General features: G+C 40.8%; 21 protein-coding genes, 1 tRNA gene and 1 pseudogene. 20 read left to right on the forward strand and 3 right to left on the reverse strand.

All coding sequences use genetic code 11. The features are described 5' to 3' along the window. Positions 1-120 precede the first annotated feature (120 nt). The 11 genes and pseudogenes from spo0A (at position 121) to E4K68_RS12185 (ending at position 12,023) form a co-directional block, all read left to right on the forward strand. On the forward strand, positions 121-918 hold the full coding sequence (gene spo0A, locus E4K68_RS12135) for a sporulation transcription factor Spo0A (protein WP_135379206.1): 798 nt from the start codon (positions 121-123) through the stop codon (positions 916-918). Between the two features lie 322 nt (positions 919-1,240). Next, positions 1,241-1,717, forward strand: a pseudogene (locus tag E4K68_RS12140) (site-specific integrase). Between the two features lie 366 nt (positions 1,718-2,083). Next, entirely contained in the window at positions 2,084-2,488 is a 405-nt protein-coding gene (locus E4K68_RS12145; RefSeq protein ID WP_135379207.1) for a response regulator, read from the forward strand. A gap of 670 nt (positions 2,489-3,158) precedes the next feature. Further along, positions 3,159-4,784, forward strand: a complete 1,626-nt coding sequence (locus E4K68_RS12150; protein WP_135379208.1) for a peptide ABC transporter substrate-binding protein — start codon at positions 3,159-3,161, stop codon at positions 4,782-4,784. 174 nt (positions 4,785-4,958) lie between these two features. Further along, a complete protein-coding gene (locus tag E4K68_RS12155) occupies positions 4,959-5,891 on the forward strand; it encodes an ABC transporter permease (RefSeq protein WP_135379209.1) in 933 nt (310 codons plus the stop codon). 2 nt (positions 5,892-5,893) lie between these two features. Further along, on the forward strand, positions 5,894-6,808 hold the full coding sequence (locus E4K68_RS12160) for an ABC transporter permease (RefSeq protein WP_135379210.1): 915 nt from the start codon (positions 5,894-5,896) through the stop codon (positions 6,806-6,808). Between the two features lie 13 nt (positions 6,809-6,821). Further along, the gene (locus E4K68_RS12165; RefSeq protein ID WP_135379211.1) at positions 6,822-7,829 is read left to right on the forward strand and encodes an ABC transporter ATP-binding protein; all 1,008 of its coding nucleotides are present in this window, start codon (positions 6,822-6,824) and stop codon (positions 7,827-7,829) included. A 3-nt stretch (positions 7,830-7,832) separates the two neighbouring features. Further along, positions 7,833-8,813, forward strand: coding sequence for a dipeptide ABC transporter ATP-binding protein (locus tag E4K68_RS12170; RefSeq protein ID WP_135379212.1), 981 nt, complete (start codon positions 7,833-7,835; stop codon positions 8,811-8,813). Between the two features lie 308 nt (positions 8,814-9,121). Next, positions 9,122-9,811, forward strand: coding sequence for a thymidylate kinase (locus E4K68_RS12175; protein WP_135379213.1), 690 nt, complete (start codon positions 9,122-9,124; stop codon positions 9,809-9,811). A gap of 234 nt (positions 9,812-10,045) precedes the next feature. Beyond that, on the forward strand, positions 10,046-11,041 hold the full coding sequence (locus E4K68_RS12180) for an ABC transporter ATP-binding protein (protein ID WP_135379214.1): 996 nt from the start codon (positions 10,046-10,048) through the stop codon (positions 11,039-11,041). Then, positions 11,034-12,023: a dipeptide ABC transporter ATP-binding protein gene (locus E4K68_RS12185; RefSeq protein WP_135379215.1), complete on the forward strand. Its 990-nt coding sequence runs from the start codon at positions 11,034-11,036 to the stop codon at positions 12,021-12,023. Before E4K68_RS12180 ends, E4K68_RS12185 begins: the two co-directional genes overlap by 8 nt. Before the next feature lie 185 nt (positions 12,024-12,208). Here E4K68_RS12185 and E4K68_RS12190 read toward each other — a convergent pair. Beyond that, positions 12,209-12,284, reverse strand: a tRNA-Arg gene (locus E4K68_RS12190). 255 nt (positions 12,285-12,539) lie between these two features. Here E4K68_RS12190 and E4K68_RS12195 point away from each other — a divergent pair. Further along, complete coding sequence (locus E4K68_RS12195; protein ID WP_135379346.1) at positions 12,540-13,355, forward strand: YitT family protein; 816 nt, start codon at positions 12,540-12,542, stop codon at positions 13,353-13,355. A 95-nt stretch (positions 13,356-13,450) separates the two neighbouring features. Further along, positions 13,451-14,455, forward strand: a complete 1,005-nt coding sequence (locus tag E4K68_RS12200) for a hypothetical protein (protein WP_243450354.1) — start codon at positions 13,451-13,453, stop codon at positions 14,453-14,455. A gap of 7 nt (positions 14,456-14,462) precedes the next feature. On the opposite strand, the gene E4K68_RS12205 is transcribed toward E4K68_RS12200, so the two are convergent. After that, positions 14,463-15,254, reverse strand: coding sequence for a polysaccharide deacetylase family protein (locus E4K68_RS12205; RefSeq protein WP_135379216.1), 792 nt, complete (start codon positions 15,252-15,254; stop codon positions 14,463-14,465). A gap of 187 nt (positions 15,255-15,441) precedes the next feature. Continuing rightward, positions 15,442-15,699, reverse strand: a complete 258-nt coding sequence (locus E4K68_RS12210; RefSeq protein WP_135379217.1) for a hypothetical protein — start codon at positions 15,697-15,699, stop codon at positions 15,442-15,444. 217 nt (positions 15,700-15,916) lie between these two features. Between E4K68_RS12210 and E4K68_RS12215 the strand changes: the two genes are divergently transcribed. From E4K68_RS12215 to yhbH, 7 genes are all read left to right on the forward strand, one after another. Beyond that, positions 15,917-17,173, forward strand: coding sequence for a tetratricopeptide repeat protein (locus tag E4K68_RS12215; RefSeq protein WP_135379218.1), 1,257 nt, complete (start codon positions 15,917-15,919; stop codon positions 17,171-17,173). 117 nt (positions 17,174-17,290) lie between these two features. Next, positions 17,291-17,821: a hypothetical protein gene (locus tag E4K68_RS12220; protein ID WP_135379219.1), complete on the forward strand. Its 531-nt coding sequence runs from the start codon at positions 17,291-17,293 to the stop codon at positions 17,819-17,821. Next, the gene (cobO, locus tag E4K68_RS12225) at positions 17,821-18,354 is read left to right on the forward strand and encodes a cob(I)yrinic acid a,c-diamide adenosyltransferase (protein ID WP_135379220.1); all 534 of its coding nucleotides are present in this window, start codon (positions 17,821-17,823) and stop codon (positions 18,352-18,354) included. Before E4K68_RS12220 ends, cobO begins: the two co-directional genes overlap by 1 nt. Positions 18,355-18,501: 147 nt before the next feature. Beyond that, positions 18,502-19,830: a type I glutamate--ammonia ligase gene (glnA, locus tag E4K68_RS12230; protein WP_135379221.1), complete on the forward strand. Its 1,329-nt coding sequence runs from the start codon at positions 18,502-18,504 to the stop codon at positions 19,828-19,830. Positions 19,831-20,066: 236 nt separating this feature from the next. Further along, positions 20,067-20,279 carry a hypothetical protein gene (locus tag E4K68_RS12235; RefSeq protein ID WP_135379222.1) on the forward strand — a complete coding sequence of 71 codons (213 nt, stop codon included), beginning with the start codon at positions 20,067-20,069 and terminating at the stop codon, positions 20,277-20,279. Positions 20,280-20,434: 155 nt separating this feature from the next. Continuing rightward, on the forward strand, positions 20,435-22,336 hold the full coding sequence (locus E4K68_RS12240; RefSeq protein ID WP_135379223.1) for a PrkA family serine protein kinase: 1,902 nt from the start codon (positions 20,435-20,437) through the stop codon (positions 22,334-22,336). Positions 22,337-22,354: 18 nt separating this feature from the next. Further along, a complete protein-coding gene (gene yhbH / locus E4K68_RS12245; protein ID WP_135379224.1) occupies positions 22,355-23,491 on the forward strand; it encodes a sporulation protein YhbH in 1,137 nt (378 codons plus the stop codon). Positions 23,492-23,515 lie beyond the last annotated feature (24 nt).

The following is a 23,515-nucleotide window of genomic DNA, read 5'->3' on the forward strand; positions in this document are numbered from 1 at the left end:
CCTTATTATTTGCGATTTCGACATAGTCCTTAACGTATAATAAGAATACCGGCGAGATACAAACAATTAATAAGGCACAAAGTGTGAACCGGAATACAGTTGAGGCGGGATGAAGGCAAAATGGAAAAGAAAATTAAGATAGTTATTGCGGACGACAACCGTAATTTATGTCAAATGCTACAGAATTATCTCCAAGGTCAAGAAGATTTAATAATAGTGGGAGTTGCTAATAATGGGTTAGAAACTTGGGAACTCATTCAAACTCAGGAGCCAGACTTGATTATTCTTGACTTAGTGATGCCAAATTTGGATGGTTTAGGGGTATTGGAGCGAATTAATGCTCGGACATCGGCGACACGTCCCAAAATTATTATGTTGACGGCATTTGGACAGGAATCTCTCACACATCAAGCAATGGTACTCGGTGTTGACTATTTTATTCTAAAACCTTTCGACTTGGATATTCTCAGCAAACGAATTCGTTCTTTAACGCAGGATATACCGTCGTCAGCACCCGCTCAGTTTTCTTCCACTGCCCCAATGGTAACGACAGTGGGGAATGGGCTCAATCTTTGCGTTGAAGTGACGACGATGATGCATCAAATTGGAATTCCCGCACATGTAAAAGGATATCAATATATCCGAGACGCAATATTGATGGTAGTAGAAGATGTATCGTTGTTAGGAGCAGTAACTAAAGAACTTTACCCTGGCATCGCCAAGAAATTTGATACTGCACCCAGTAGGGTAGAACGCGGAATTCGTCATGCAATCGAGCTGGCATGGGAACGAGGACATACAGATACACTTAAACGAATTTTCGGATATTCTATGAATATTGAACGACAAAAACCCACGAACTCAGAATTTATAGCACTTCTTGCCGATAAATTGCGAGTGATGAGTAAAGTGAGTTAAGCAGTGATACTAAGGGATTCGGCGTTTTAAAGTGCTATAAACTTTTAAAAATAGACATGAAAATTGGCTTTTGTGCAATAAACTATGTACATTCAAAGCAACAAACTTTTGTTCGCTAAATACTTTCCTTCATACTTTATGGGTATGATAGGGGAGAAGATTATTATGAAGTATCAATTTTGACCCGAGAATTGAAGAGTTTATGCTGTAAACTGCTAAAAGGATTTGAACGCATCAAACCTATGATCAGTGAGCAACAGATTAATCCAATTTTAAATTCCTTTGACAAAACTAAATTTAACGATTATAGGTACTATATATCATGACTTTGCTTTTTCTAGAAACAGGCCGCCGAATTTCAGAGTGTTTGGAGATTAAAGTCGATGACTTGAATTTAAGCAATCAAGTGATCATATTACGATATACGAAAAACAAAAAGGAACGTCTCGTTTTCTTTTCTACTAAATTTAAAAAGAATTGAAACACGGATTCAATATAAAATTGCTACATGACGAACGAATTGCTTTTCCCGTAAAATAGAGGGAATTTATTACTACCTAATCTCTATGAAAGGACATTAAGGAAAATTGGCAAGAAGTTAGCCATCGATTTATACCCTCATTGCCTTCGTGCCAATTTTGCTATGTATTACCTTCTGAATGGTGGAAATATCTATACCCTCTCTCGAATCTTGGGTCATTCAAGTTTAGAAGTCACAAAGGTTTATCTTCAACTGGATGAGCAAACTTTTTCCCTAACAATATCAAAAATTCAGTCCTTTGAATGGCTTCCATCTTAAAAAATAGAATTAACCCTCACGGTGTTAATAAGACACAAGTGAGGGTTTTGTTTATTTAAAGTGAATCGGATCACAGAAATCAGTAAATAACTTTCTTATAAACCTGAATAATTAATGACTCTGGTGCTATGTAAAGGGGAAAGCCTTTATAATGCTACGTTTTATTGAACAGCACACGGTGAGTGTATTTGTCCATAAATCATACCTATTTAACCCAATAACAATCGCAAGAATTGATTGTTTACTTAATCTGAAAAATAAGATTATTAGCACCTTGACCCCCTCAAAATTGAAAAGGATCGCGTACTTATTCTATATTGGGCTATGAAATAATTAATAATACATATACGAAGAGGGGGTGTAAAAATGGCTAGGATTCTTGTAGTAGATGATCAATTTGGTTTGCGGCGACTGCTCTTTGAAGTATTCAGAGAGGATCAACATGAGGTCCAAATGGCAGAGAACGGAGCGGAAGCACTTAGGTTATTTATCTCCTTTGAGCCTGATCTCATATTGATGGATATGAAAATGCCAGGAATGAACGGGATAGAAACATTAATACAAATTCGTGCCTTAAACTGTCGAGCGTCTGTGATTATGATGACAGCCTATGGAGATCCTAAGAATATGGAGAAAGCAAAAAACCTCGGGATTCTCTGTTATATTACTAAGCCATTTGACCTGTTTGAGCTGAGAGAACTGGTGAGTAAGGTATTAAATAATTCTGGATCATTACATAAAAGCAAGAGTCTAGGGGTTATGACTAAATAAGGTGCACATGCGATGCGGTCTTAAGTGGTTATTATCAAGGGTTTTATCAGATACAATCTGTGTGTTGATTAGATGATTCATTTTGTGCCCAACACCTTTGAAGTGTAGGGCGTTTTCCGAGAAAATTATTGAGTCATTTTTAAGCAATGACTATCCGAGAAGCGAAGATACAAATGCCATCGAAGAAACAAAAAACAGATTGAAGTTTTTCAAACATAGAATCGGAGATAGCAATGCTTATAAAAATTTTTATGAGATGAGTTAGTTTCATAATTTGAATCCATTGGTATCACAGATGAGTAAAGTGAGTTAAGAAATATATGACATAGCTGACATAGCTGACATAGCTGACATAGTTCTCTCATGATTAGTAACCTCTCAGAATGCAGAAATAGCTTTCTGAGGGGTTTGGTATGTCATAAAGTTAATGTTTTTCAGTTTAGAAAAGGAGCACAATATGCTTGTATAGGTTCGTCCTTAAGTGAGCAAATTAAAGGGACGGTGAAAAAGAGGCTTAAAAGATCACTGGTAAGTTGTTGTAGATTGTATTCTTTATTAAAAAAACAATTAAAATAATATTTTGTATAACAAGAAGGAGGAATGAAAGAGTTTGCCGAATACTACAACCAAACATACTTTTAAAAGTATGTAAAGAGAAAGGAATGAGCACATGTTTAGAAAGAACAAACTAGGAGTGATGATCCTGGCAGCTACATTGATGTTAAGCATTACTGTAACTGGCTGTGGAACAGGAGGAAGCGCAACCCCCACTCCCGCTAAAGAAATGAAAACGAGTTATAATTCTGGGGCTGAGCCAAAAACATTAGATCCTCAAATGTCCAATGGTATTCCGGAAGCAATCGACGAAATGAACTTGTTTGAAGGTCTAACACGTTTAGACAAGAACAACGTTGCTCAACCTGCAATTGCGGAGAAAATCGACGTATCGTCAGATGGTTTGAAATATACGTTCCATTTGCGTGACTCCAAATTTAGTAATGGGGATCCTCTAACAGCGGAAGATTTCAAATTTTCATGGATGCATGCTATGGATCCTGCCAGTGCCGCAGAATATGCCTACCAGGTAGCCGACTATATTAAGGGGGGTGCTGCCTACAACGCCAAAACAGGAAAGGCGGAAGATGTTGGCATTAAAGTCATTGACCCCAAGACATTAGAAGTAACCTTGGAAAACCCTACCCCGTACTTCATGGCTTTAACGGCATTCCCAACGTATTATCCAGTTGATAAAAAGGTAGTTGAAGCGAATAAGGATTGGAACCTTAAAGCGGAGACGTTCGTCTCTAACGGGCCCTTTAAAATGAAATCATGGGCTCATAATGACAAAATTGTCTTAGTAAAGAACGATAATTACTGGGATGCAAAATCGGTTAAACTTACAGAACTTACGCTTAGCCTGATTGAAGATCGTAAAGCTGCTCTGACTGCCTATGAAGCTGGTCAAATCGATGGTGTGGACAACGGAGTTCCTGCAGACGATGTTGACCGCCTGGTGAAGTCTGGAGATTTAAAAGTTGAACCGCAAATTGGCACCTATTACTATCGTTTTAATGTTACTAAGAAGCCTTATGACGATCCTAGAGTCCGCCAAGCCTTGGCAATGGCGATTGATCGTAAGAAAATTGTTGATACGGTACAAAAAACAGGTGAAAAGAGCGCGTTTGCCTTTACTCCTTATGGTATCAATGATGCTGACACCAGTAAACAATTTCGTGATGTTGGCGGGGATTATTTCAAAGAAGATCTATCCAAAGCTAAGCAGCTCTTAGCTGATGCTGGGTTCCCAGATGGAAAAGGGTTCCCAGAAATCAAAATTCTATTTAACTCCGATCCCAATCATGAAAAAATTGCAACCATTATCCAAGATATGTGGAGCAAAAATCTCGGAATTAAAGCTACCCTTCGCCCAGAGGAATGGAAAGTTTATCAGGAATCTGAACAAAAACTCAATTATGACGTAGCTCGTGCTGCATGGGTTGGCGACTATTTGGATCCAATGACTTTCTTAGATATGTTTGTCAAAAATGGTGGCAACAACCAAACTGGGTGGGCTAATCCACAATATGATAGTCTTATTGCTGCTGCTAAGAAAAATGCTGATTCCAAGACTCGTATGCAACAATTACATGATGCAGAAAAGATCCTAATGACTGAAATGCCTGTAATGCCAATTAATTTCTATTTAAGCAAATACACTGCTAAATCATATGTCAAAGGTGTCATTCACTCTCCCCTTGGTATGGTAGACTTTAAAACAGCAACTGTAGAGAAATAAGACAAACTAAGGATGCCCTACGAAAATACCGGTAATAGAGGCGGCCGTTGAGTCCTCCTCTATTACCGGTATTTGGCATTTAGAACTAATAATCCATTTTGCCTATTTTTTTACAGTGGACAGAAACATGTCTAACAATTAAAATAAGACTGTCATATAAGGGGGGGATGAAAATTGGTAAAATACTTAATTCAACGTATAGCCTCAGCTTTTTTGGTGCTTTTTCTAGTTATTAGCCTGACGTTCGTTTTAATGCATGCAATTCCCGGGGGCCCTTTCTCATCCGAGAAGGTCTTACCAGATGCGGTTAAGGCTAATATTGAAGAACGATATCATCTTAATGATCCGCTCTCAAAGCAGTACGTAGATTACCTAGTTAATATTTCTCATTTCAATTTGGGTCCGACGTTTCGTTATGCTGGAAGAACCGTTAATGATCTCATTAAGGACGGCATGCCGAAAACAGCGGCAGTCGGACTATTGGCGACTATATTTGGCATTGGAGGAGGCCTCATTTTAGGAACGATAGCAGCCTTAGGTCAGAATAAAACCCCTGATATTATAGCAACTGTGTTTTCTACAATCGGCATCTCAGTACCGAGTTTCGTCCTTGCAACGTTGTTTCAATATTATTTAGGTTTTAAAACCGGTTGGTTTCCCCCGGTAGGCTGGGGTGAATTGAAACAGCTTGTGCTTCCTTCACTCGCCTTAAGTGCCTACCCCATTGCCCAAGTAACACGTTTGATGCGGACAAGCATGTTGGATGTTTTAAGTCAAGATTATATCCGCACTGCTCGTGCCAAAGGTTTATCCGGTTATCTAATTATTACACGACATGCCATGCGCAATGCGCTTTTGCCAGTTATTACGTATTTAGGGCCGTTCTTTGCCTATATTCTAACTGGCAATTTCGTGGTTGAATATGTCTTTAACATACCGGGTATTGGTCAGTTCTTCGTAACCGGTATCAATAATCGTGATTATCCCACAATCATGGGGATTACTATTCTCTTTTGCACACTCTTAGTGGTATTCAATTTGCTGGTGGATATTGCCTATACGTTGGTAGATCCGCGAATCAAACTGACCACGCAGAAGGGGGCGTAATCATGAGCTTATCACCAAGTATGTTTGAACCCGTGAAATCTCAAATTTCTTCGGATGCTATCGCTCGTCCAAGTACGACCCTTTGGCAAGATGCGTGGCGACGTTTTAAGAAAAATTATCTTGCAATGATCGGTCTGGTAGTTCTTGGCCTCCTCGTGCTTTTTTCATTCGGTGGACCATTTTTTTCACAGTTTAATTTCTTTACAAATGACCTCGATAATCTTTTTGCCTCTCCTTCGTGGATCCATCCTTTTGGTACAGATGATCTAGGCAGGGATATAATGACACGGATTATGTATGGGGGAAGAATTTCCTTGGAAATTGGTTTAGTATCAGTCATGATTAATCTGGTACTAGGTGTTTTTTACGGCGGAATTTCTGGTTATTTTGGCGGTAGAGTTGACAACATTATGATGCGTATCATTGATATCATTTATAGTGTCCCAGACTTGCTCTACGTCATATTACTTATGGTAGTTTTGGGGCAAGGCGGCTTGATTAATATCATGATCGTCTTAGGTATTGTTAACTGGATGGCGATGGCTAGAATTGTTCGAGGCCAAATTCTAGCATTGCGTGAACAGGAATATGTTTTGGCTGCCCGTACGCTCGGTGCAAATACCAAGCGTCTGTTGTTAAAACACCTCATCCCGAATACGATTGGTCCAATTATCGTAACAGTTGCTTTGCAAATTCCTGCAGCCATCTTTATGGAGGCATTCCTTAGCTTTATCGGAATAGGTATAATGCCTCCTTTAGCGAGCTGGGGTTCTATGGCGTCTGCGGGTAGGTTAAGTATTCCAGCACATCCCAACGCCTTACTGTTTCCTTCGCTGGCTATTGCCATCACAATGTTAGCTTTTAACTTTGTCGGAGACGGCCTAAGGGACGCCTTTGACCCTAAAATGCGAAAGTAGAGGAGGATGAGATATGGGACATTTGCTAGAAGTAAAAGACTTATGTACCTCCTTCTTTACCTATGCTGGTGAAGTTAAGGCTGTGGATGGTGTAAGCTTCTACTTAGACCAAGGAGAGGCTATAGGTATTGTAGGAGAATCTGGCTGTGGTAAGAGTATTACTGTCCAATCCATAATGCGTTTAATTCCTAACCCTCCCGGTAAAATTATTGGGGGCAGTGTTAATTTTATAGGAGTGGACCTATTAAAGAAAAGTGAGAAACAAATGGAGTCTATCCGTGGAAAAGACATTAGTATGATTTTCCAGGATCCTATGACCTCCCTGAATCCAGTGCTCACGGTTGGGTTACAACTGACGGAGGTTCTTAAACGACATGAAGGGTTAACTGGTAAGGTAGCAAAAGATCGTGCAGTTGAGCTTTTAGAACTCGTGGGAATATCAAATCCCGAAAGCCGTTTAAAACAGTATCCTCATCAGTTTTCCGGTGGTATGCGTCAACGGGTTATGATTGCTCTGGCCTTGGCTTGTAACCCCAAATTGCTCATTGCAGATGAGCCCACGACCGCTTTGGACGTGACGATCCAGGCTCAGATTTTAGAGTTGATGCAAGACCTTAAGAGTAAGATTAATACCTCTATTATCATGATTACCCATGATTTAGGGGTTGTAGCTGGGCTTTGCAGCAGGGTAATTGTTATGTACGGCGGAAAAATAGTTGAAAGTGGCAGCACAAATGATATTTACTATAATCCAAAACATCCCTATACTTGGGGCCTTTTAAAATCAGTCCCTCGCTTGGATGCAGATAAGAACACAAAACTTATCCCTATCCCAGGAACACCTATCGATCTTCTTAATTCTCCAAAAGGATGTAGATTTGCACCTCGTTGTTCTCACTGTATGCGGATTTGCACAGAACAAACACCAGAATATACTCAACTCGGCGAAGGTCACCAAGTGGCTTGTTGGCTACAACATCCTCAGGCTCCTAAAGTAGCTGAGCTGGAAGGGAGAGTGTAGACCATGTCAGTACGTGAAGAATATATCTTAGAAATCAATAATTTGGTCAAACACTTCCCCTTAGATGGCGGTTTGTTTTCCAAGAAACAACAAGTAGTACAGGCTGTTAATGGAATTAGCTTCAAGGTAAAAAGAGGGGAAACCCTAGGGATAGTTGGGGAAAGTGGCTGTGGTAAATCAACGGCCGGAAGGTCAATTATTCGCCTTTATGAACCTACTGCTGGTCAAATCATCTTTGAAGGTAAGGACGTGACTAAGGCTAAAGGGAATGACTTGATGGAGCTTCGTCGCAATATGCAAATGATTTTTCAAGATCCCTATGCTTCGCTAAATCCTCGAATGACTGTGGGGGATATTGTGGCGGAAGCCTTGGATATTCATAAATTAGCTAAAGGGCAGCAACGCACAAATCGGATTTTTGAATTGCTTAAAATTGTAGGGTTAAATCCAGAACATGCCAACCGGTTCCCCCATGAGTTTTCGGGAGGACAACGGCAGAGAATAGGTATTGCTAGAGCTCTGGCAGTTAACCCAAGTTTGATAATTTGCGATGAGCCTATCTCTGCGCTGGATGTATCTATCCAGGCTCAAGTTGTAAATATGTTAGAGGAATTACAAGAAAAGTTGGGGTTAACATATTTGTTTATTGCTCATGACTTATCAATGGTTAAGTATATTTCGCACCGCATTGCGGTCATGTATTTGGGTCGAATTGTTGAGCTTACTAGCAGTAACGATCTTTATATAAATCCAATGCATCCGTATACTCAAGGATTGCTAAGTGCTATTCCTATTCCTGATCCAATTGTAGAAGGAAAACGACAGCGCATTGTACCTACTGGAAGTGTGCCGAGTCCGATCGACCCTCCTTCGGGTTGTTATTTCCGTACCCGATGTCCACATGCTATAGCGGTTTGTGCTGAGGAAGCGCCAGTCTTAAAAGATATGGGTAATAATCACTTAGTTGCGTGTCACCTAGTTTAGGATGAGATATCTATTTCCGAGAAAGATGTCGGCTACGCTCCCGATAAAATGGGTGAGCATAGTCGACGTCTTTCTTTATATGGCTGTGTGTGTTTGCTATATGTAGACAAGAAATGTTACAATTATTTTTGTTAAATAGGTTCCTGATCTAAAGCACTGCCGTCCATTTGATCATTCGACCCTAGGACTTCCTAGGCAGCGTCTATGTTTACTTAAGTTATTTCGCTAACTTGCTTTCTTAGCGATGGAGCTTTTTACATTTAAATTATGAATGAGAATGTGGCAAAATAACGTGATGGGGGAGTTAGATGAAAGGTAAGCTCATTATCATCGAGGCGGGTGATGGAAGTGGAAAGGCTACGCAGACTGAGGAATTATACCGAAGATTAGTATTAGAAAAGTTTCTTGTAAAGAAGATAGAGTTTCCGAATTATACAAGTGAATCTGCCGCTTTAGTTAAGATGTATCTTAAGGGGGAATTTGGTACTAGCCCAGATGAGATAAGTCCGTATGTCGCATCTACATTTTATACTGTAGATCGCTACGCTTCTTTTAAGAAAGAATGGGAAGAGTTTTATAATAGCGGTGGCATTATACTCAGCGATCGCTATACAACCTCTAATATGGTTCATCAAGCTGCAAAAATAGCGGATGAAGCTGAAAGAAATAAATACTTAGACTGGTTATATGATTTTGAATATCGTAAGTTTAGGTTGCCTATTCCAGATTGTGTAATTTTTCTTGACATGCCTCCAGAGGTTAGTTTTGGTCTTATCTCTAAGAGGGCTAATAAATCTTCTGATATTCAGAGAGATATTCATGAGGCTGATGAACAATATCTTATCAAATCGTACAATAACGCAAATTGGATTGCGAGTAAGTATCATTGGCATAAAGTAGAGTGTGTAAGTAATAGCCGCCTTAAAACGATCCAGGAAATTCATGATGAAGTTTACAGGCTGGTCAGTGCCGAGTTGTTAAGGCCGCAAGAATATTAAATTGATTTAACGGGAGTCCTATTGAGGGGTACTCCCGTTTTTAAATATTATAAACATGGTAAGAAACGTGATATCATTATGACGTATTCACAAGCTATTAAATTACCATTGACGAAAAGATACTTAAATTGTAGAATTGTACGTACTGTGGGTATCGTGAAAGAAAAAGTGTCTAGCCTCTATACAGGCAGATTATATATTGGGGCAGAAGCTTATTGATGAGGGGGAAAAGTGATGAGTCAAGAACTCTTACTTCAAGTAAAGGATCTTAGAACTCACTTCTACACAGAAGCTGGCGTTGTAAAGGCGGTCGACGGAGTTAATCTCGAGATCAATAAAGGGGAAACTCTCGGTGTTGTAGGAGAATCTGGGTCAGGAAAAAGTATTACAGCCATGTCGATTATGCGTCTCATTCCTGTACCTCCCGGGAAAATTGTAAGCGGGGAAATAATCTTTAATGGTAAAGATCTGCTCAAAACGTCAGAATCTGAAATGATGAAGATCCGCGGTAATGAAATTGCTATGATTTTTCAGGATCCGATGACTTCCTTGAATCCCGTGCTTACGGTTGGGGATCAAATCATGGAAGCTATAGTACTTCATCAGAATGTCGGACGCTCAGAGGCTAAGAAAAAGGCCATTGAGATGTTGAAAAAGGTAGGTATTCCTGAGGCTGAAAGTCGCGTCAAGAATTACCCCCACCAATTTAGTGGTGGTATGAGGCAACGTGTCATGATCGCCATGGCTTTGTCATGCAATCCGAAACTACTCGTGGCTGACGAGCCAACCACTGCACTTGATGTGACGATACAAGCACAGATTTTAGACTTAATGAACAACCTGAAAAAGGATTTTGGTACGGCAATAATGTTGATTACCCACGATCTAGGGGTTGTCGCTGAATTATGTCAAAAGGTTTTAGTTATGTATGCTGGAAACACGGTTGAATACACGGACGCTAAGTCATTGTTTGCAATGCCCAAACATCCGTATACTTGGGGTTTGCTAGGGTCGTTACCTAAACTTGAAGAGTCTGAAAAACAACGTCTAGAACCGATTGAAGGGCAGCCACCTGATTTGCGCCATTTACCACAGGGCTGTAATTTCGCACCGCGGTGTAAACACAAGAAGCCCCTTTGCGAACAGCAAAAACCAGCCCTGCATGAGATTGAACCTGGCCATTTCGTCAGTTGCCTCTTATATGGAGAAGGGGGTAACAGGAATGACTGAAACTAAAAGCAAGACGGAAACGTTATTAAAAGTAGAAAATCTGCAAAAGTATTTCCCGATTCGAAAGGGAATTGTTGTTCAAAAGCACGTAGGGGATGTTAAAGCTGTTGATCGGGTATCCTTCGATATTCGACGTGGGGAGACGCTCGGCATGGTTGGGGAAAGTGGGTGTGGAAAATCAACGATTGGTCGAACGATCTTAAGATTACTTGAACCAACTGCTGGAAAAGTAATCTTTGAAGGAAAGGTTCTTAATGATCTGTCTGGTGAAGAAATGCGCAAAATGCGTAGTCAAATGCAAATGATTTTCCAAGACCCCTATGCCTCTTTGAATCCTCGAATGAGGGTCGGGGACATCATTGGAGAACCCATTCTGATCCATGGGACTTCCAATCGTGCTGAACGTGAGAAAAGGGTTCGTAAACTTTTAGATGTTGTTGGCTTAAGTCCTTACCATGGAGCACGCTACCCGCACGAATTCTCGGGTGGCCAACGTCAACGGATTGGAATTGCCAGGGCCTTGTCTGTTAACCCAAAGCTCATAGTTTGCGATGAACCTGTGTCTGCCTTGGACGTGTCGATCCAAGCTCAGGTTATTAACTTATTGGAAGATTTGCAGCGTGAGTTTGATTTGACATATCTATTTATTGCTCATGATTTATCAGTAGTTAAACATATAAGTAATCGGATTGTGGTTATGTACTTGGGTAAAATGGTAGAACTCACAGATTCTGATGAACTTTACAATAATCCACAACATCCTTATACGATAGCACTGTTATCAGCAATCCCAGTTCCGGATCCGACGGTTAAGAAAGATCGCATTATCCTGAAGGGGGATGTTCCAAGCCCAGTTAATCCCCCTTCAGGTTGCCGTTTTCATACTCGTTGCCCAAAAGCGCAAGGGATTTGCAAGGAGCAGGATCCAGAGTTTAGAGATATAGGTGCTGGTCATTTCGTGGCCTGTCACTTGGTAAAGTAATCTAAAGTAATATAATATAAGAGGATTGGTAAATAGGCTTTACCAATCCTCTTATATTATATTACTTTAGATTATACCCATAAAAAAGCAATTTCCAAGATTGTGTTTGTACTCAAGTTTGTGTAATGCGTGAGTGATTTTATAACAATAAAAACCACAACATAGTGTGGTTTAAAACTTCGTTATGGTGCGCCCGGCGGGATTTGAACCTGCGACCTCCGGCTTCGGAAACCGTCACTCTATCCACTGAGCTACGAGCGCATATCTTATTAAGAACACTTCAATACTTTACTCAAAAAAGTCAACTTTGTCAAGCTTTATCCTCCGACGCCATCCACCACCCTTCATTCTGGCTAGTAAGATTAACGAAACTAAGTCCATAAAGTTGTCTCTTTGATATCTCTGCAGTATAATTCAACAAGGATAACCAACCGACATAATAATTTTGAACGGGGGATTTTATTGCGCTGGAGACGTTTTCGTGAATATTTTACGTGGCAATTACTGAAGCATTTTATGGGGATTATTATAGGTGCTACTATCGTGAGCACTAGTATTAATACTCTAATTATTCCGAATCAAATCGCTGATGGCGGGGTCACAGGAATCGCTATTATTTTGCATTATTTATTTCATTGGCCAGTGAGTTGGGCTGTCTTTCTGTTGAACCTACCGCTCTTTATCTTGGGACTTCGATTGGTAGGACGAAATTTCTTAATTCTAAGTGTCGTTGGTGTTGGCGTGCTCTCAGCCACCCTTACCCTAACAACGCATCTTCCGGTTTTGACCCATGATACGTTACTGGCGGCAATATCTGGAGGGGTCTTGTCAGGAATTGGCATGGGTATTATTTTTCGTTCTAGGGGTTCGCTTGGTGGCACAGATATTTTAGCTGTCTTGTTTGCTAGAACAACTCCTTTCAGTGTAGGACAAATATTATTGGGAATTGACGGGATTATTTTTCTAGTGGTTGCCGTTTTGTTTCGACCTGAAATGGCTATGTACGCCATGATTTATATGTTTATTGCTACCCGTGTTGTAGATCTTGTACAGGAAGGTCTTAGTCACTCGAAGTCAGTTATGGTGGTTACCACCCAGCCCCAGGGAATTGCTGAGGAGATTATGGCAAAGCTTGAAAGAGGGGTTACACTTTTTCAAGCAACCGGGGCTTTCTCGGGTGAGGCTAAACAAGTTGTTTATTGCGTCATAAACCGTACGGAGCTGTCCCAATTCAAAGAAATTGTTCGTGATCAAGATCCTAAGGCCTTTGTTGCTATTTCTGAGGTGCCAGAAGTGGTGGGAGAAGGATTCTCATCCTGGAAAGGTCATTGAAAAACTCCTAATCACATCAAAAAGGAAGAGGCTGACTTTAGGCCAGATGCTTTTGGGGAAAATGCTTCTAGAGCCAACGGGAACGAGGGATAGAATTGTCAAAACGGAGCAAGCTCAGTCAAAAAAGACGTAGGAAGATTACACTTTTGATCTTATCATCAATTATTTTAATCCTTGCCGCGGGACCATTCATCTTGCGCATGGGGAGTTTGTATCAAGCAGAAAGTGTCTATGATGTGCAGACGGTAAAAGAGGAATTACAATGGTTGGAAGTGCATGCAGGTATATTAAACAAACTTGGAATGGTCAGGGATACGGAATTATGGCTTGCACTCAACCTTGGAAAGCAGGATTTAGAGTCTAGACTGGTATATGAAGACGAAAAGCATCGCTTTTGGTTGTTTTTGCTCAAATTGCAAGAGGGAAAAACGACAGAAGCTCAAAAAATTATAGATTCGCTAGGTAATACACCACTAAGTTACTTGGAGCAAGCGTTAATGTCATTGTCTAAGGGAGATGCAGTTGAATCCCGCCGTTTATTGACAAAGACAGACGTGAAATGGGAAACACTACGACGCCAGGAGCAGACTCTAAGGCATTTGACACTGGCTCAAGCGGCAATGATCACGGGTGATTATCAGTCAACACAGCTTGAGCTTGAAATGGCGCAAAGCATGGAACCCAATAACCCAGCTTGCCTTTCGGTATCCTTTGATTTAGCCATCGGGGAAGGGAAATGGGCAAAAGCGATAGAATTAAGTCATTCTATCGCTAGTCAATCTTGGCGGCCAAAGAATGTTTTGTTTGAAACGCAAAAAGCTATTCTTGCGATTCATGAAGGTAACATTAAGGAGTTGTCAGATAGCCTAGTCTCTCTCAAAGAATTTCCTCGAGGAGAGGCCTATATCAATTATGTGAACGGAATACAAGCTCTAAAGAAAGGTCAGTTAGAAGAGGGTAAAAGTTCCCTTGATCGTGCACTAAAAGGTGGGTTTGACGGAGGAATAAAAGCGGATGCTCAAAAAGCACTGGAGCAGATCAAAGAACGACAAAATGCGGATAATGGCTTACGTGCGCTTGCGGCCGCGAACGTTGAATAGTTGTTGGTTATTGAGCAGGGGCGAGAGGCTTTTCAGTTAGGTTACTTTCAGGTGGCCATGTACTACTTGCCTGAGAGAGTAATTGTCCGACCGGAATTAGGGTGTGTCCCTTGGTTTTAAGGTTTTGAATGACGGTGGGCAAGGCCTGAACGGTATCTGGGGCTGAATCAGACGCGTGAAACAAAATTATGTCTCCAGATTTTGCACCACCACCGGAGCGGATACCGTTAATTACATTATTTATGACAGCACTAGAGCCTGGTCTTTTCCAGTCGAGAGAATCCACACTCCATTGGATGACACGGTAACCGAGCTTATTAGCTGTGGCGATAACCTTATTATCATAAGCCCCATTGGGTGCACGGATTAACCTTACTTTCTGACCTGTGATTTTTTCGAGGACTTGTTGGGCAGTGGAGATTTCGTGCTCTATTTCGCTTGCCGCCAAAGTATTGAGATCGATATGACGGTTTCCGTGCGATCCAATTTCATGCCCTTCAGTCACCATTCTTTGCACCAAAGTTTGATGTTTGTCTGCCCAAGGACTCGAGAGGAAAAATGTGGCATGAATCCCTTCCTTCTTAAGAATATCCAGTATGGGTTCTGCGGTCTTTTCTCCCCAACTGATATCAAAGGTCAGTCCGATTGCTTGCGTATTGACGGTAGCAGAGTAAATTGGTTTTAATTTTCCAGAAAATACAGAGGTAACATTTTCACGGTAAGCAATTAAAACGAACAACAGGATTCCCCAGAGGGCAATATTACGCCATGATGGACGTTTGAAAATAATAATTCGCATTTGGCATTCCTCCTTGAATAAAAGATATTCGATCAATTGCTAGATCATGAAAGTAAAACAAAAAAACGCCTCTTTTAAGGCGTTGAATTAAATCGTGATTATATCGACTTGATTTGGTAAGAAAATTGCATTTATTAAGTCGGTTCGTACCTCATAGGGATACGAGAAGAGGTATTTGGGAAATTTACTAACGAGAAGTGAAGCGTTTTCCCATCACTAACTGAAACAAATCAATTTTAAATAGTAATTTTAGGAAAAAATGCAGAACAATAAAAGAGACACCGACAAATACGATGAAGCGAATCAAAAAGAAGGCAATGGCAAACACCCACGTGAAAACTTTACCTAAGACTAAGGCAGAGAGATACAGACCCAGAACGAGTATGAGAAGTTTGAGCGCAACCATCCAATAACTTGAAGATTGGGTTGGACGATAAGTATTCAAGGTCAAAACACCCCCTTCTTAAATTTAGATTATCATATTTCGACTTTTATGTCTAGGTTACAAGCTAGTTCGGCCTAAAGTTCTTGTATGCACCATTTGGCGCCTTGTCCCATCATCATTACACCTTCAATTGAATTATGCGCCTCAAAGTTATACTTTCTTATATGCCCAATAAACCAATTCGTGCATATGATGGAGCAGACACGGAGGCGATAATATGTATGATGAGGAATTATCCGCTTGGCGGAACCTTATGGAGAGTGGAACACAGTGTCTTGGAGAAGAACAGTATCTTAAAGCAGAAAAATATTATATGCTAGGCGTTTTAAAGGCGTATCAATTATCCGTTCCGGAAATCATTGCATTTACGTTACGGCTATTAGCTACAGTAAGAGTACGCTTAGGAAATCTGGAGTTTGCTAAAGAGGGTTTTAAAGAAGCGTTAAGTATTTGCGAAGAAATCCAGAATACTAAAGGGATGGCAGAAGCATGGGCGGGGTTAGCAAGTGTTTCGGTTAAAAAAGGAATGTTTAAGGATGCGAGCTGGGAGTATGAACGGTCGATTTCTGTTTATCCGAGCTCATCTCCACAGCTAAGGCTGAGTATGCTCTATGCAGATCTCGGTCAGGTTTATGCAGCTCTTAAAGATTGGACTTCAGCCAAGAGTGCCTATATAAAAGCCCGTGAACTTTGTCGTTTACACGGGTTCCCAAAAGGTGAAGGAGAGTTAGACGTTCTTCTAGGAGAATTGTGCTTTCGCCAAGGGGAAGAAACGGATGCACTTATTAATTTGAAGCATGCTTGTCAGGTTTTTGCACAAATTAATGATATGATCTCTTTGTCAAATACGTTACAATACTTGGCGTTACTCTACTTTGATCAGGATGAAATACAGTTGGCTTTTAATTGTCAACAAAGGGCGGTTGCACTATGCATAAAGTTTAATACTATTAATGTATTTAGTGAAAGCTGCTATTTTTTGGGTAAAATTGAGCAGTTTCTAGAGAACTATGAAGAGGCAAAATATTATCTCGGGTTGTCAATACGGTTTTACCCCGAATACGATTTAGACCTTGCTTTGCGTTATCAAAGCTTAGCGGGTATTTTCTTTCTCTGTATGGATTTAGACAAGGCTGAAACCAATTATTTAATTGCCCTAGATTTCTATGAGAAAGTAGGGGATGACTTGCGAGCTGGAGAGGTATTTGAAGCTTTGGCAGCTCTTAGAGAAATTCGGGAGCGTAAGAAAGGTCCTATGAAAGTGCATAACGAATTAGAAAAATACCATCAAAGTGAGTTCGCTCTGGAAGCTCTGGTTCGTTTGGCAGAGTTGTATGAAAAGAAACGCAATTTCAGGGAAGCCCTAGAATATTACTGGAAGGCTCTTGAAATGGGACGGGATGCTGAATTGACGACTGACTGGATTGAGTCAAGGGTTCAGCGTGTGTCGAAGCGACTTCGTAGAAAAAGTTAATCTCCGGAATATTTCCTAATATTTCAAAAAATTAGCTTTCAAAAAATGGTTACTTCAGTTAGAATAGGATTATAAAAGTTCTCCTATAAGATAAAAGGGATGGGGGTGGAAGTGAACATGCGAGAGGAAGACGCTGTGCTTCTGGAATGCTTGGAAGACGTGTATTACGCCTTTGAAAAGGCCTTAAAGAAGGCTCAAAAAGTACGTTCGATCCATGTCCAAAAATTTGAACGACTCTTCGATGAATTAAGAAGCCAACGTAGGGTTTTTGAAGACATTTCTATCCCGGCTCGACTTATTGTCGAACAATTATTAGAATCCCAATTTAGGGTGGGTCAGGTTGCACTGGAAGCAGAGTATTTGAGACAACCGTTTACTGGGGTTGAAGCCGTTAAGGTTGAAGAATTCGGAATTATTCGCGTGAAACTTGGAGAAGCGGAAATTTCATGGCGAGATGGGAATTATTATTATTACCTTTATCCAGATAAGGTTGAACTGAGAGCGATGGATGAGAAGTCTGCCATCAAATTGCTTTTTTCCATTTCCTTTAATCGACAAACTTTAGAACGGTTTCCGGAAATATTAGCGTCTCCTAATGTTGTTTATATACATCCGCAACTTGAAAAATGGATACGAAAGGAGCAATAATGTCAAATCTTACACAAGGATTAGTTCAAATTTATACGGGTAACGGAAAAGGAAAAACCACCGCTGCCTTTGGCTTGACAATACGCGCGGTTGGTCATGGTTTTCGGGTCTATATTATACAATTTATGAAAGGGGGGAATGATTACGGAGAGTTAGAAGGTCTGAAACACTTGTGGCCAGAATGCCAGCACGAAAACTTTGGAGGAAAGGGCTGGGTTCGCAAAGGAGAACCCCTTGAAGAGCACATCCTTGAAGCTCGCAAGGGTTTTTCGAGAGCTCGAGAAATTGTTCTCTCTGGAGCATGGGATATCGTCATTCTAGATGAAATTCTTAATGCTCTTTGGTTCACACTGATACCTGAAAGCGAAGTTTTGGACTTACTAAATAATAAACCCGCCCATGTTGAATTGATTTTAACAGGTAGAAATGCCTCTCAATCACTGATCGAAAGGGCTGATCTAGTGACAGAAATGGTTCTGAAAAAGCATCCCTTCGAACAGGGGATACAAGCGCGGCAAGGAATTGAATTTTAACTTTGGTCAAGCGCATTGTAAGTTGAAGTGATTATGGATATACTCTTCTATAAAGGTTTAGGATATAGTAAGCGTCCATGCTGAGCCAGTAAGGGGTGACGTATGGGCGTCTTTAGTTGTTGAAGAGTGGAAAGGAGAGTTAATTTAATGACGATGACCCAAGAAGATGTCTTGCGGGAAGCACATGATAAAGGTATTAAGTTCATTCGTCTACAGTTTACGGATATCTTTGGAATCCTTAAGAATGTGGCCATTTCAATTGAACAGTTGGAAAAGGCCTTAGATGGGGAACTTATGTTTGATGGTTCGTCTATTGAAGGATTTGCACGTATTGAGGAATCAGATATGTACTTACGTCCAGACCCGAGTACCTTCGTTGAGTTACCTTGGCGTTCCAAAGAAGGGGGAGTTGCTCGGCTTATTTGTGATGTTTACAACCCAGATGGGACCCCTTTTGACGGATGTCCGAGAAACGCGCTCAAAAGAGTCTTAATGGAAGCCTCTGAAATGGGGTACACTTTGAATGTTGGACCTGAATTGGAATTTTTTCTCTTTCATACGGATGCCGAGGGTCGCCCCACAACGATTACACATGATAAAGCTGGCTATTTTGATTTAACCCCTATTGATCTTGGTGAGAATGCTCGTCGTGATATGGTTTTAACATTAGAACAAATGGGCTATGAGATTGAGGCATCTCATCATGAAGTGGCGCCTGGGCAACATGAAATCGATTTTAAATATTCAAACGCATTGGATATTGCCGATAAAATTGCTACCTTTCGTTTCGTTGTACGCACAATTGCTCAACATCATGGGTTACATGCCACCTTCATGCCTAAACCTATTTTTGGCATTAACGGATCGGGAATGCACAGTAATCAATCACTTTTCAAAGGTGGCAAAAATGCTTTTTATGACCCGGAGGATCCAATGGAACTTTCCGAAATCGCTTACCAATATATTGCTGGGCTTATGAAGCATGCCCGTTCTTTTACTGCTATTACAAATCCGACCATCAATTCTTATAAACGGCTTGTGCCCGGTTATGAAGCCCCTTGTTATATAGCTTGGTCAGGCCGAAATAGAAGTCCACTCATCCGTGTTCCAGCCAAAAGGGGTTCCTCGACTCGCATCGAATTACGCAGCCCAGATCCTTCCTGTAATCCCTATTTGGCTATTGCTGTTCAACTTAAAGCAGGACTAGATGGTATTAAGAATAAACTTATCCCACCATCTTCACTCGATTTAAATATCTACGCAATGACCTCTATTGAACGGGAGAAAATGGGAGTAAACACGCTACCTAGCAGCCTTAAAGAGGCATTGGATGAGTTGGCTAAGGCCCCTATCATTCAAGATGCATTGGGTAATCATATTTATAATCGATTTGTTGAGGCCAAGATGGATGAGTGGGACAGTTTCCGAGTCACAGTCACACAGTGGGAATTGAATCGTTATTTGGAGATGTATTAAGAAATAAAGGCCTAGCTAATCCTGGGCCTTTATTTCTTGGCACATTCTAGGTCCAATTAATACCAAGCAACTCGGAATAATATTAGAAGTCTGGAATATATAAGTTGAGATAAACAATGGCATACATTTATTGATAAAAGATTGAATTTTCTCAATTTACTCTGGATTTTCAGTATGTGATGTGCTAATATAAAATTAAATTATAGTAAGGATTGATAAAAGGAGGGTATTACATTATGTTTACGATAAATCGTGATTCCATACCAAGCCCTTTCTCTCGTCGCCGACGCAAATTTAAAGTTGGAGACCGTGTTACTACGTGTAACAACTGTCTTGGAACTGTAGTACGCGTTGATCGCGATGAAGTTGGAGACTATATTGTAGCCCGCTTGGATATCTTGCCTGGTGAATTTGCCTACGACCCCTGGGATTTGGAAATAATCAAATGATGAGGTTGATTGAAGACTAGAACATCTCATGTTGGGGTGTTCTTTTTAATTTTCATTCACAAAAGAAGAGTGGGTACATGCTTTATCTCTTCCGTCGAGGCATATACTGATATAACCCGTCAGAACGAGCTGATGTTGGTGAAGGGAGGGCTACCATGGAAGTTATTAAGTGGTTGCGTGAATATCGCGAAATAGAGGCTGCTTTGGCGTGGAGCGGTACGTTTGCAGATTACTTGCCTATGGTTACTAAAAATCCTAACTTGGCGCTTCATGCTCATGCGCGAATTTATGCGATGCTCAAGGCGGCCGGTATTGAAACAAGTGGAGATCAGAAAAAATACAAATTCTTTGACAAGGAACTTTTTGGGTTAGACAAAACGTTAGAACGACTTATTGAAGAATATTTTCATAGCGCAGCTAAGCGTTTAGATGTTCGCAAGCGCATTCTACTGTTAATGGGACCGGTTAGTGGTGGAAAATCAACGATTGTAAGTTTATTGAAACGCGGGCTTGAAGAATTTACGAGAACTGAGGAAGGGGCAGTCTATGCTATTGATGGGTGCCCTATGCATGAGGACCCGTTGCATCTTTTACCGGTGTCATTGCGTCCACAATTTGAAGAATTGTACGGCATTCGGATCGAGGGGAATCTTTGTCCAGTTTGTCGGCTACGCTTGGATGAGGAATTCGGGGGTGAGGTTGAACATATTCCTGTGAAACGGATTGTTTTTTCAGAGGAGCAACGGGTAGGGGTTGGAACATTTACTCCCTCGGATCCTAAGTCGCAAGATATCGCTGACTTAACTGGGAGTATTGATTTCTCCACAATTACAGAATATGGTTCAGAATCCGATCCGCGTGCCTATCGTTTCGATGGAGAACTGAACAAGGCAAATAGGGGACTCATGGAATTTCAAGAAATGTTAAAATCTGATGAAAAGTTTCTCTGGAATCTCCTGAGCCTTTCTCAAGAAGGAAATTTCAAAGCCGGGCGCTTTGCTTTAATCTCGGCTGACGAGCTAGTCATTGCCCATACCAACGAAAATGAATATCAAGCGTTTATATCGAATAAGAAAAATGAAGCATTGCAATCTAGAATTATTGTTATGCACATTCCCTATAATCTTAAAGTTAGTGATGAAGTTAAAATTTACGAAAAACTGATCAGCCAAAGTGATATTAAAAATGTGCATCTTGCTCCCCATAGTTTATGGGCAACCTCTGTGTTTAGTGTTCTTTCCCGCATAAAGCCATCGAAAAAGCAAGGAATGGATCTCGTTAAGAAAATGAGGATCTATGATGGCGAAGATGTAGAGGGATTTAATCAAAAGGATATTAAAGAGCTGACCATGGAGGGAGAAGAGCAAGGGGAAGGCATGAGTGGTGTGGATCCTCGTTACGTAATCAACCGTATTTCTACGGCATTAATTCGAGATGACCATGCTTGTATCAACGCGCTGGATATTTTAAGAGCTCTAAAAGACGGTTTATCTCAGCATACTTCGATCATGAAAGAAGAAAAAGAAAACCTTCTTAATCTGATTGCGGTTGCTAGGCGTGAATATGATGAAATGGCTAAAATTGAAGTCCAGAAGGCGTTTGTCTATGCCTATGAGGAATCTGCAAAGTCGCTGTTGAATAATTATCTCGACAATGTTGAGGCGTTTTGTAATTCTTCGAAACTTTATGATCAAATAACCGGTGAACAATTGGAGCCTGATGAACAATTAATGAGAAGCATTGAGGAACAAATCGGTGTATCGGAAAATGCCAAAAAAACCTTTCGCGAGGAAATCTTGATTCGAATTTCCATGTACGCCCGTAAGGGAAAAGCCTTTGGGTATTCGTCCCATGAACGGTTGAAAGAAGCTATTGAAAAGAAACTCTTTGCAGACTTAAAAGATATTGTGAAAATTACAACCTCAGTTGATCATCCAGATCAAGATCAATTAAGAAGAATCAACAATGTCATGGATCGCCTCATCAATGAGCACGGATATTGTCCGATCTGTGCCAATGAAATTGTAAAGTATGTAGGGGCCCTCCTTAACCGATAGAGAGGAATGGGGATAAGTGTGGCGGATGACATAATTGTGAGTCGTGATGATTGGAGTTTGCATCGTAAGGGGTATCTTGACCAAACGAGACACAAGGAAAAAGTTGAAGAAGTCATTAAGCAACAAATGGGAGATTTGATTGTCGATGAAAGTATCATTCTAACGGATGGCAAAAAAAACACCAAGATTCCGATGCGTTCCCTAGAAGAATTTCGCTTCCGATATGATTTCAATAAAAAGAATCATACTGGACAAGGAACTAAAAAAATGGTTCCAGGTGAAATCATGGGGCGTGAACAGGTCAAGGGCAAAGGGGCTGCTGGGAGCGGGGCAGGAGAAGAACCCGGCATTGACATCTATGAAGCAGAAGTCACTTATGAGGATTTGGCAAAAATTCTCTTCGAAGAATTGAAGTTACCCAATTTAGATGATAAAAAAAGGCCGCTTATCGCACATGATCGCCCTGAATTCAACGATGTTCGCAAAAAGGGACTTATGGCCAATGTTGATAAAAAGCGCACATTGCTTGAAAGTATCAAAAGGCAAGCTTTTTCGCAGAAACAGAATAAAGAGGCCCGAGTACGAATTTCTCCGGAGGACTTGCGCTTTAAAACATGGGAGACTCGACCTAATTTCGAAACGAATGCGGTTATATTGGCTATGATGGATACCTCAGGCTCAATGGGGCAATTCGAAAAGTATATTTCTCGATCTTTTTTCTTTTGGATGGTTCGTTTCCTGCGTTTAAAGTATGAAAATGTAGAGATACGTTTTTTAGCACATCATACGGAGGCCAAAGAGGTGACCGAGGAGGAGTTCTTTACGCGCGGGGAAAGTGGAGGGACACGCTGCTCATCTGTGTATCAATACGCCTTAGATTTAATTGATCGCGAATATCCACCTGTACATTATAATGTTTATCCAGTTCATTTTACGGATGGCGACAATATTGGCTCCGATAATACCAGGGCAATGTCACTGATGAAACGCTTAGTTGAAGTGAGTCAGGTAGTCGGCTATGGAGAAATTTTAAGAACACATTATTCTAGTACTTTAATGTCAACCTTAAAACGCATAACGGACCCGAAACTACGGTTGGTGACGATTAGAGATCGAAACGAGGTATACGCCGCGCTCAAAACGGTGTTTTCCTGATCATAGTCTGTTAAGTATATAGTG

Origin of the sequence: Desulfosporosinus sp. Sb-LF (assembly GCF_004766055.1) — a bacterium.
Classification (GTDB): domain Bacteria; phylum Bacillota; class Desulfitobacteriia; order Desulfitobacteriales; family Desulfitobacteriaceae; genus Desulfosporosinus.

What these genes read in the sequence shown, in the direction of transcription:
- spo0A (WP_135379206.1), top strand. Translation starts at nt 121, where the DNA reads ATGGAAAAGAAAATTAAGATAGTTATTGCGGACGACAACCGTAATTTA.
- E4K68_RS12145 (WP_135379207.1), top strand. Translation starts at nt 2,084, where the DNA reads ATGGCTAGGATTCTTGTAGTAGATGATCAATTTGGTTTGCGGCGACTG.
- E4K68_RS12150 (WP_135379208.1), top strand. Translation starts at nt 3,159, where the DNA reads ATGTTTAGAAAGAACAAACTAGGAGTGATGATCCTGGCAGCTACATTG.
- E4K68_RS12160 (WP_135379210.1), top strand. Translation starts at nt 5,894, where the DNA reads ATGAGCTTATCACCAAGTATGTTTGAACCCGTGAAATCTCAAATTTCT.
- E4K68_RS12165 (WP_135379211.1), top strand. Translation starts at nt 6,822, where the DNA reads ATGGGACATTTGCTAGAAGTAAAAGACTTATGTACCTCCTTCTTTACC.
- E4K68_RS12170 (WP_135379212.1), top strand. Translation starts at nt 7,833, where the DNA reads ATGTCAGTACGTGAAGAATATATCTTAGAAATCAATAATTTGGTCAAA.
- E4K68_RS12175 (WP_135379213.1), top strand. Translation starts at nt 9,122, where the DNA reads ATGAAAGGTAAGCTCATTATCATCGAGGCGGGTGATGGAAGTGGAAAG.
- E4K68_RS12180 (WP_135379214.1), top strand. Translation starts at nt 10,046, where the DNA reads ATGAGTCAAGAACTCTTACTTCAAGTAAAGGATCTTAGAACTCACTTC.
- E4K68_RS12185 (WP_135379215.1), top strand. Translation starts at nt 11,034, where the DNA reads ATGACTGAAACTAAAAGCAAGACGGAAACGTTATTAAAAGTAGAAAAT.
- E4K68_RS12195 (WP_135379346.1), top strand. Translation starts at nt 12,540, where the DNA reads ATGGGGATTATTATAGGTGCTACTATCGTGAGCACTAGTATTAATACT.
- E4K68_RS12205 (WP_135379216.1), bottom strand. Translation starts at nt 15,254, where the DNA reads ATGCGAATTATTATTTTCAAACGTCCATCATGGCGTAATATTGCCCTC.
- E4K68_RS12215 (WP_135379218.1), top strand. Translation starts at nt 15,917, where the DNA reads ATGTATGATGAGGAATTATCCGCTTGGCGGAACCTTATGGAGAGTGGA.
- E4K68_RS12220 (WP_135379219.1), top strand. Translation starts at nt 17,291, where the DNA reads ATGCGAGAGGAAGACGCTGTGCTTCTGGAATGCTTGGAAGACGTGTAT.
- cobO (WP_135379220.1), top strand. Translation starts at nt 17,821, where the DNA reads ATGTCAAATCTTACACAAGGATTAGTTCAAATTTATACGGGTAACGGA.
- glnA (WP_135379221.1), top strand. Translation starts at nt 18,502, where the DNA reads ATGACGATGACCCAAGAAGATGTCTTGCGGGAAGCACATGATAAAGGT.
- E4K68_RS12235 (WP_135379222.1), top strand. Translation starts at nt 20,067, where the DNA reads ATGTTTACGATAAATCGTGATTCCATACCAAGCCCTTTCTCTCGTCGC.
- E4K68_RS12240 (WP_135379223.1), top strand. Translation starts at nt 20,435, where the DNA reads ATGGAAGTTATTAAGTGGTTGCGTGAATATCGCGAAATAGAGGCTGCT.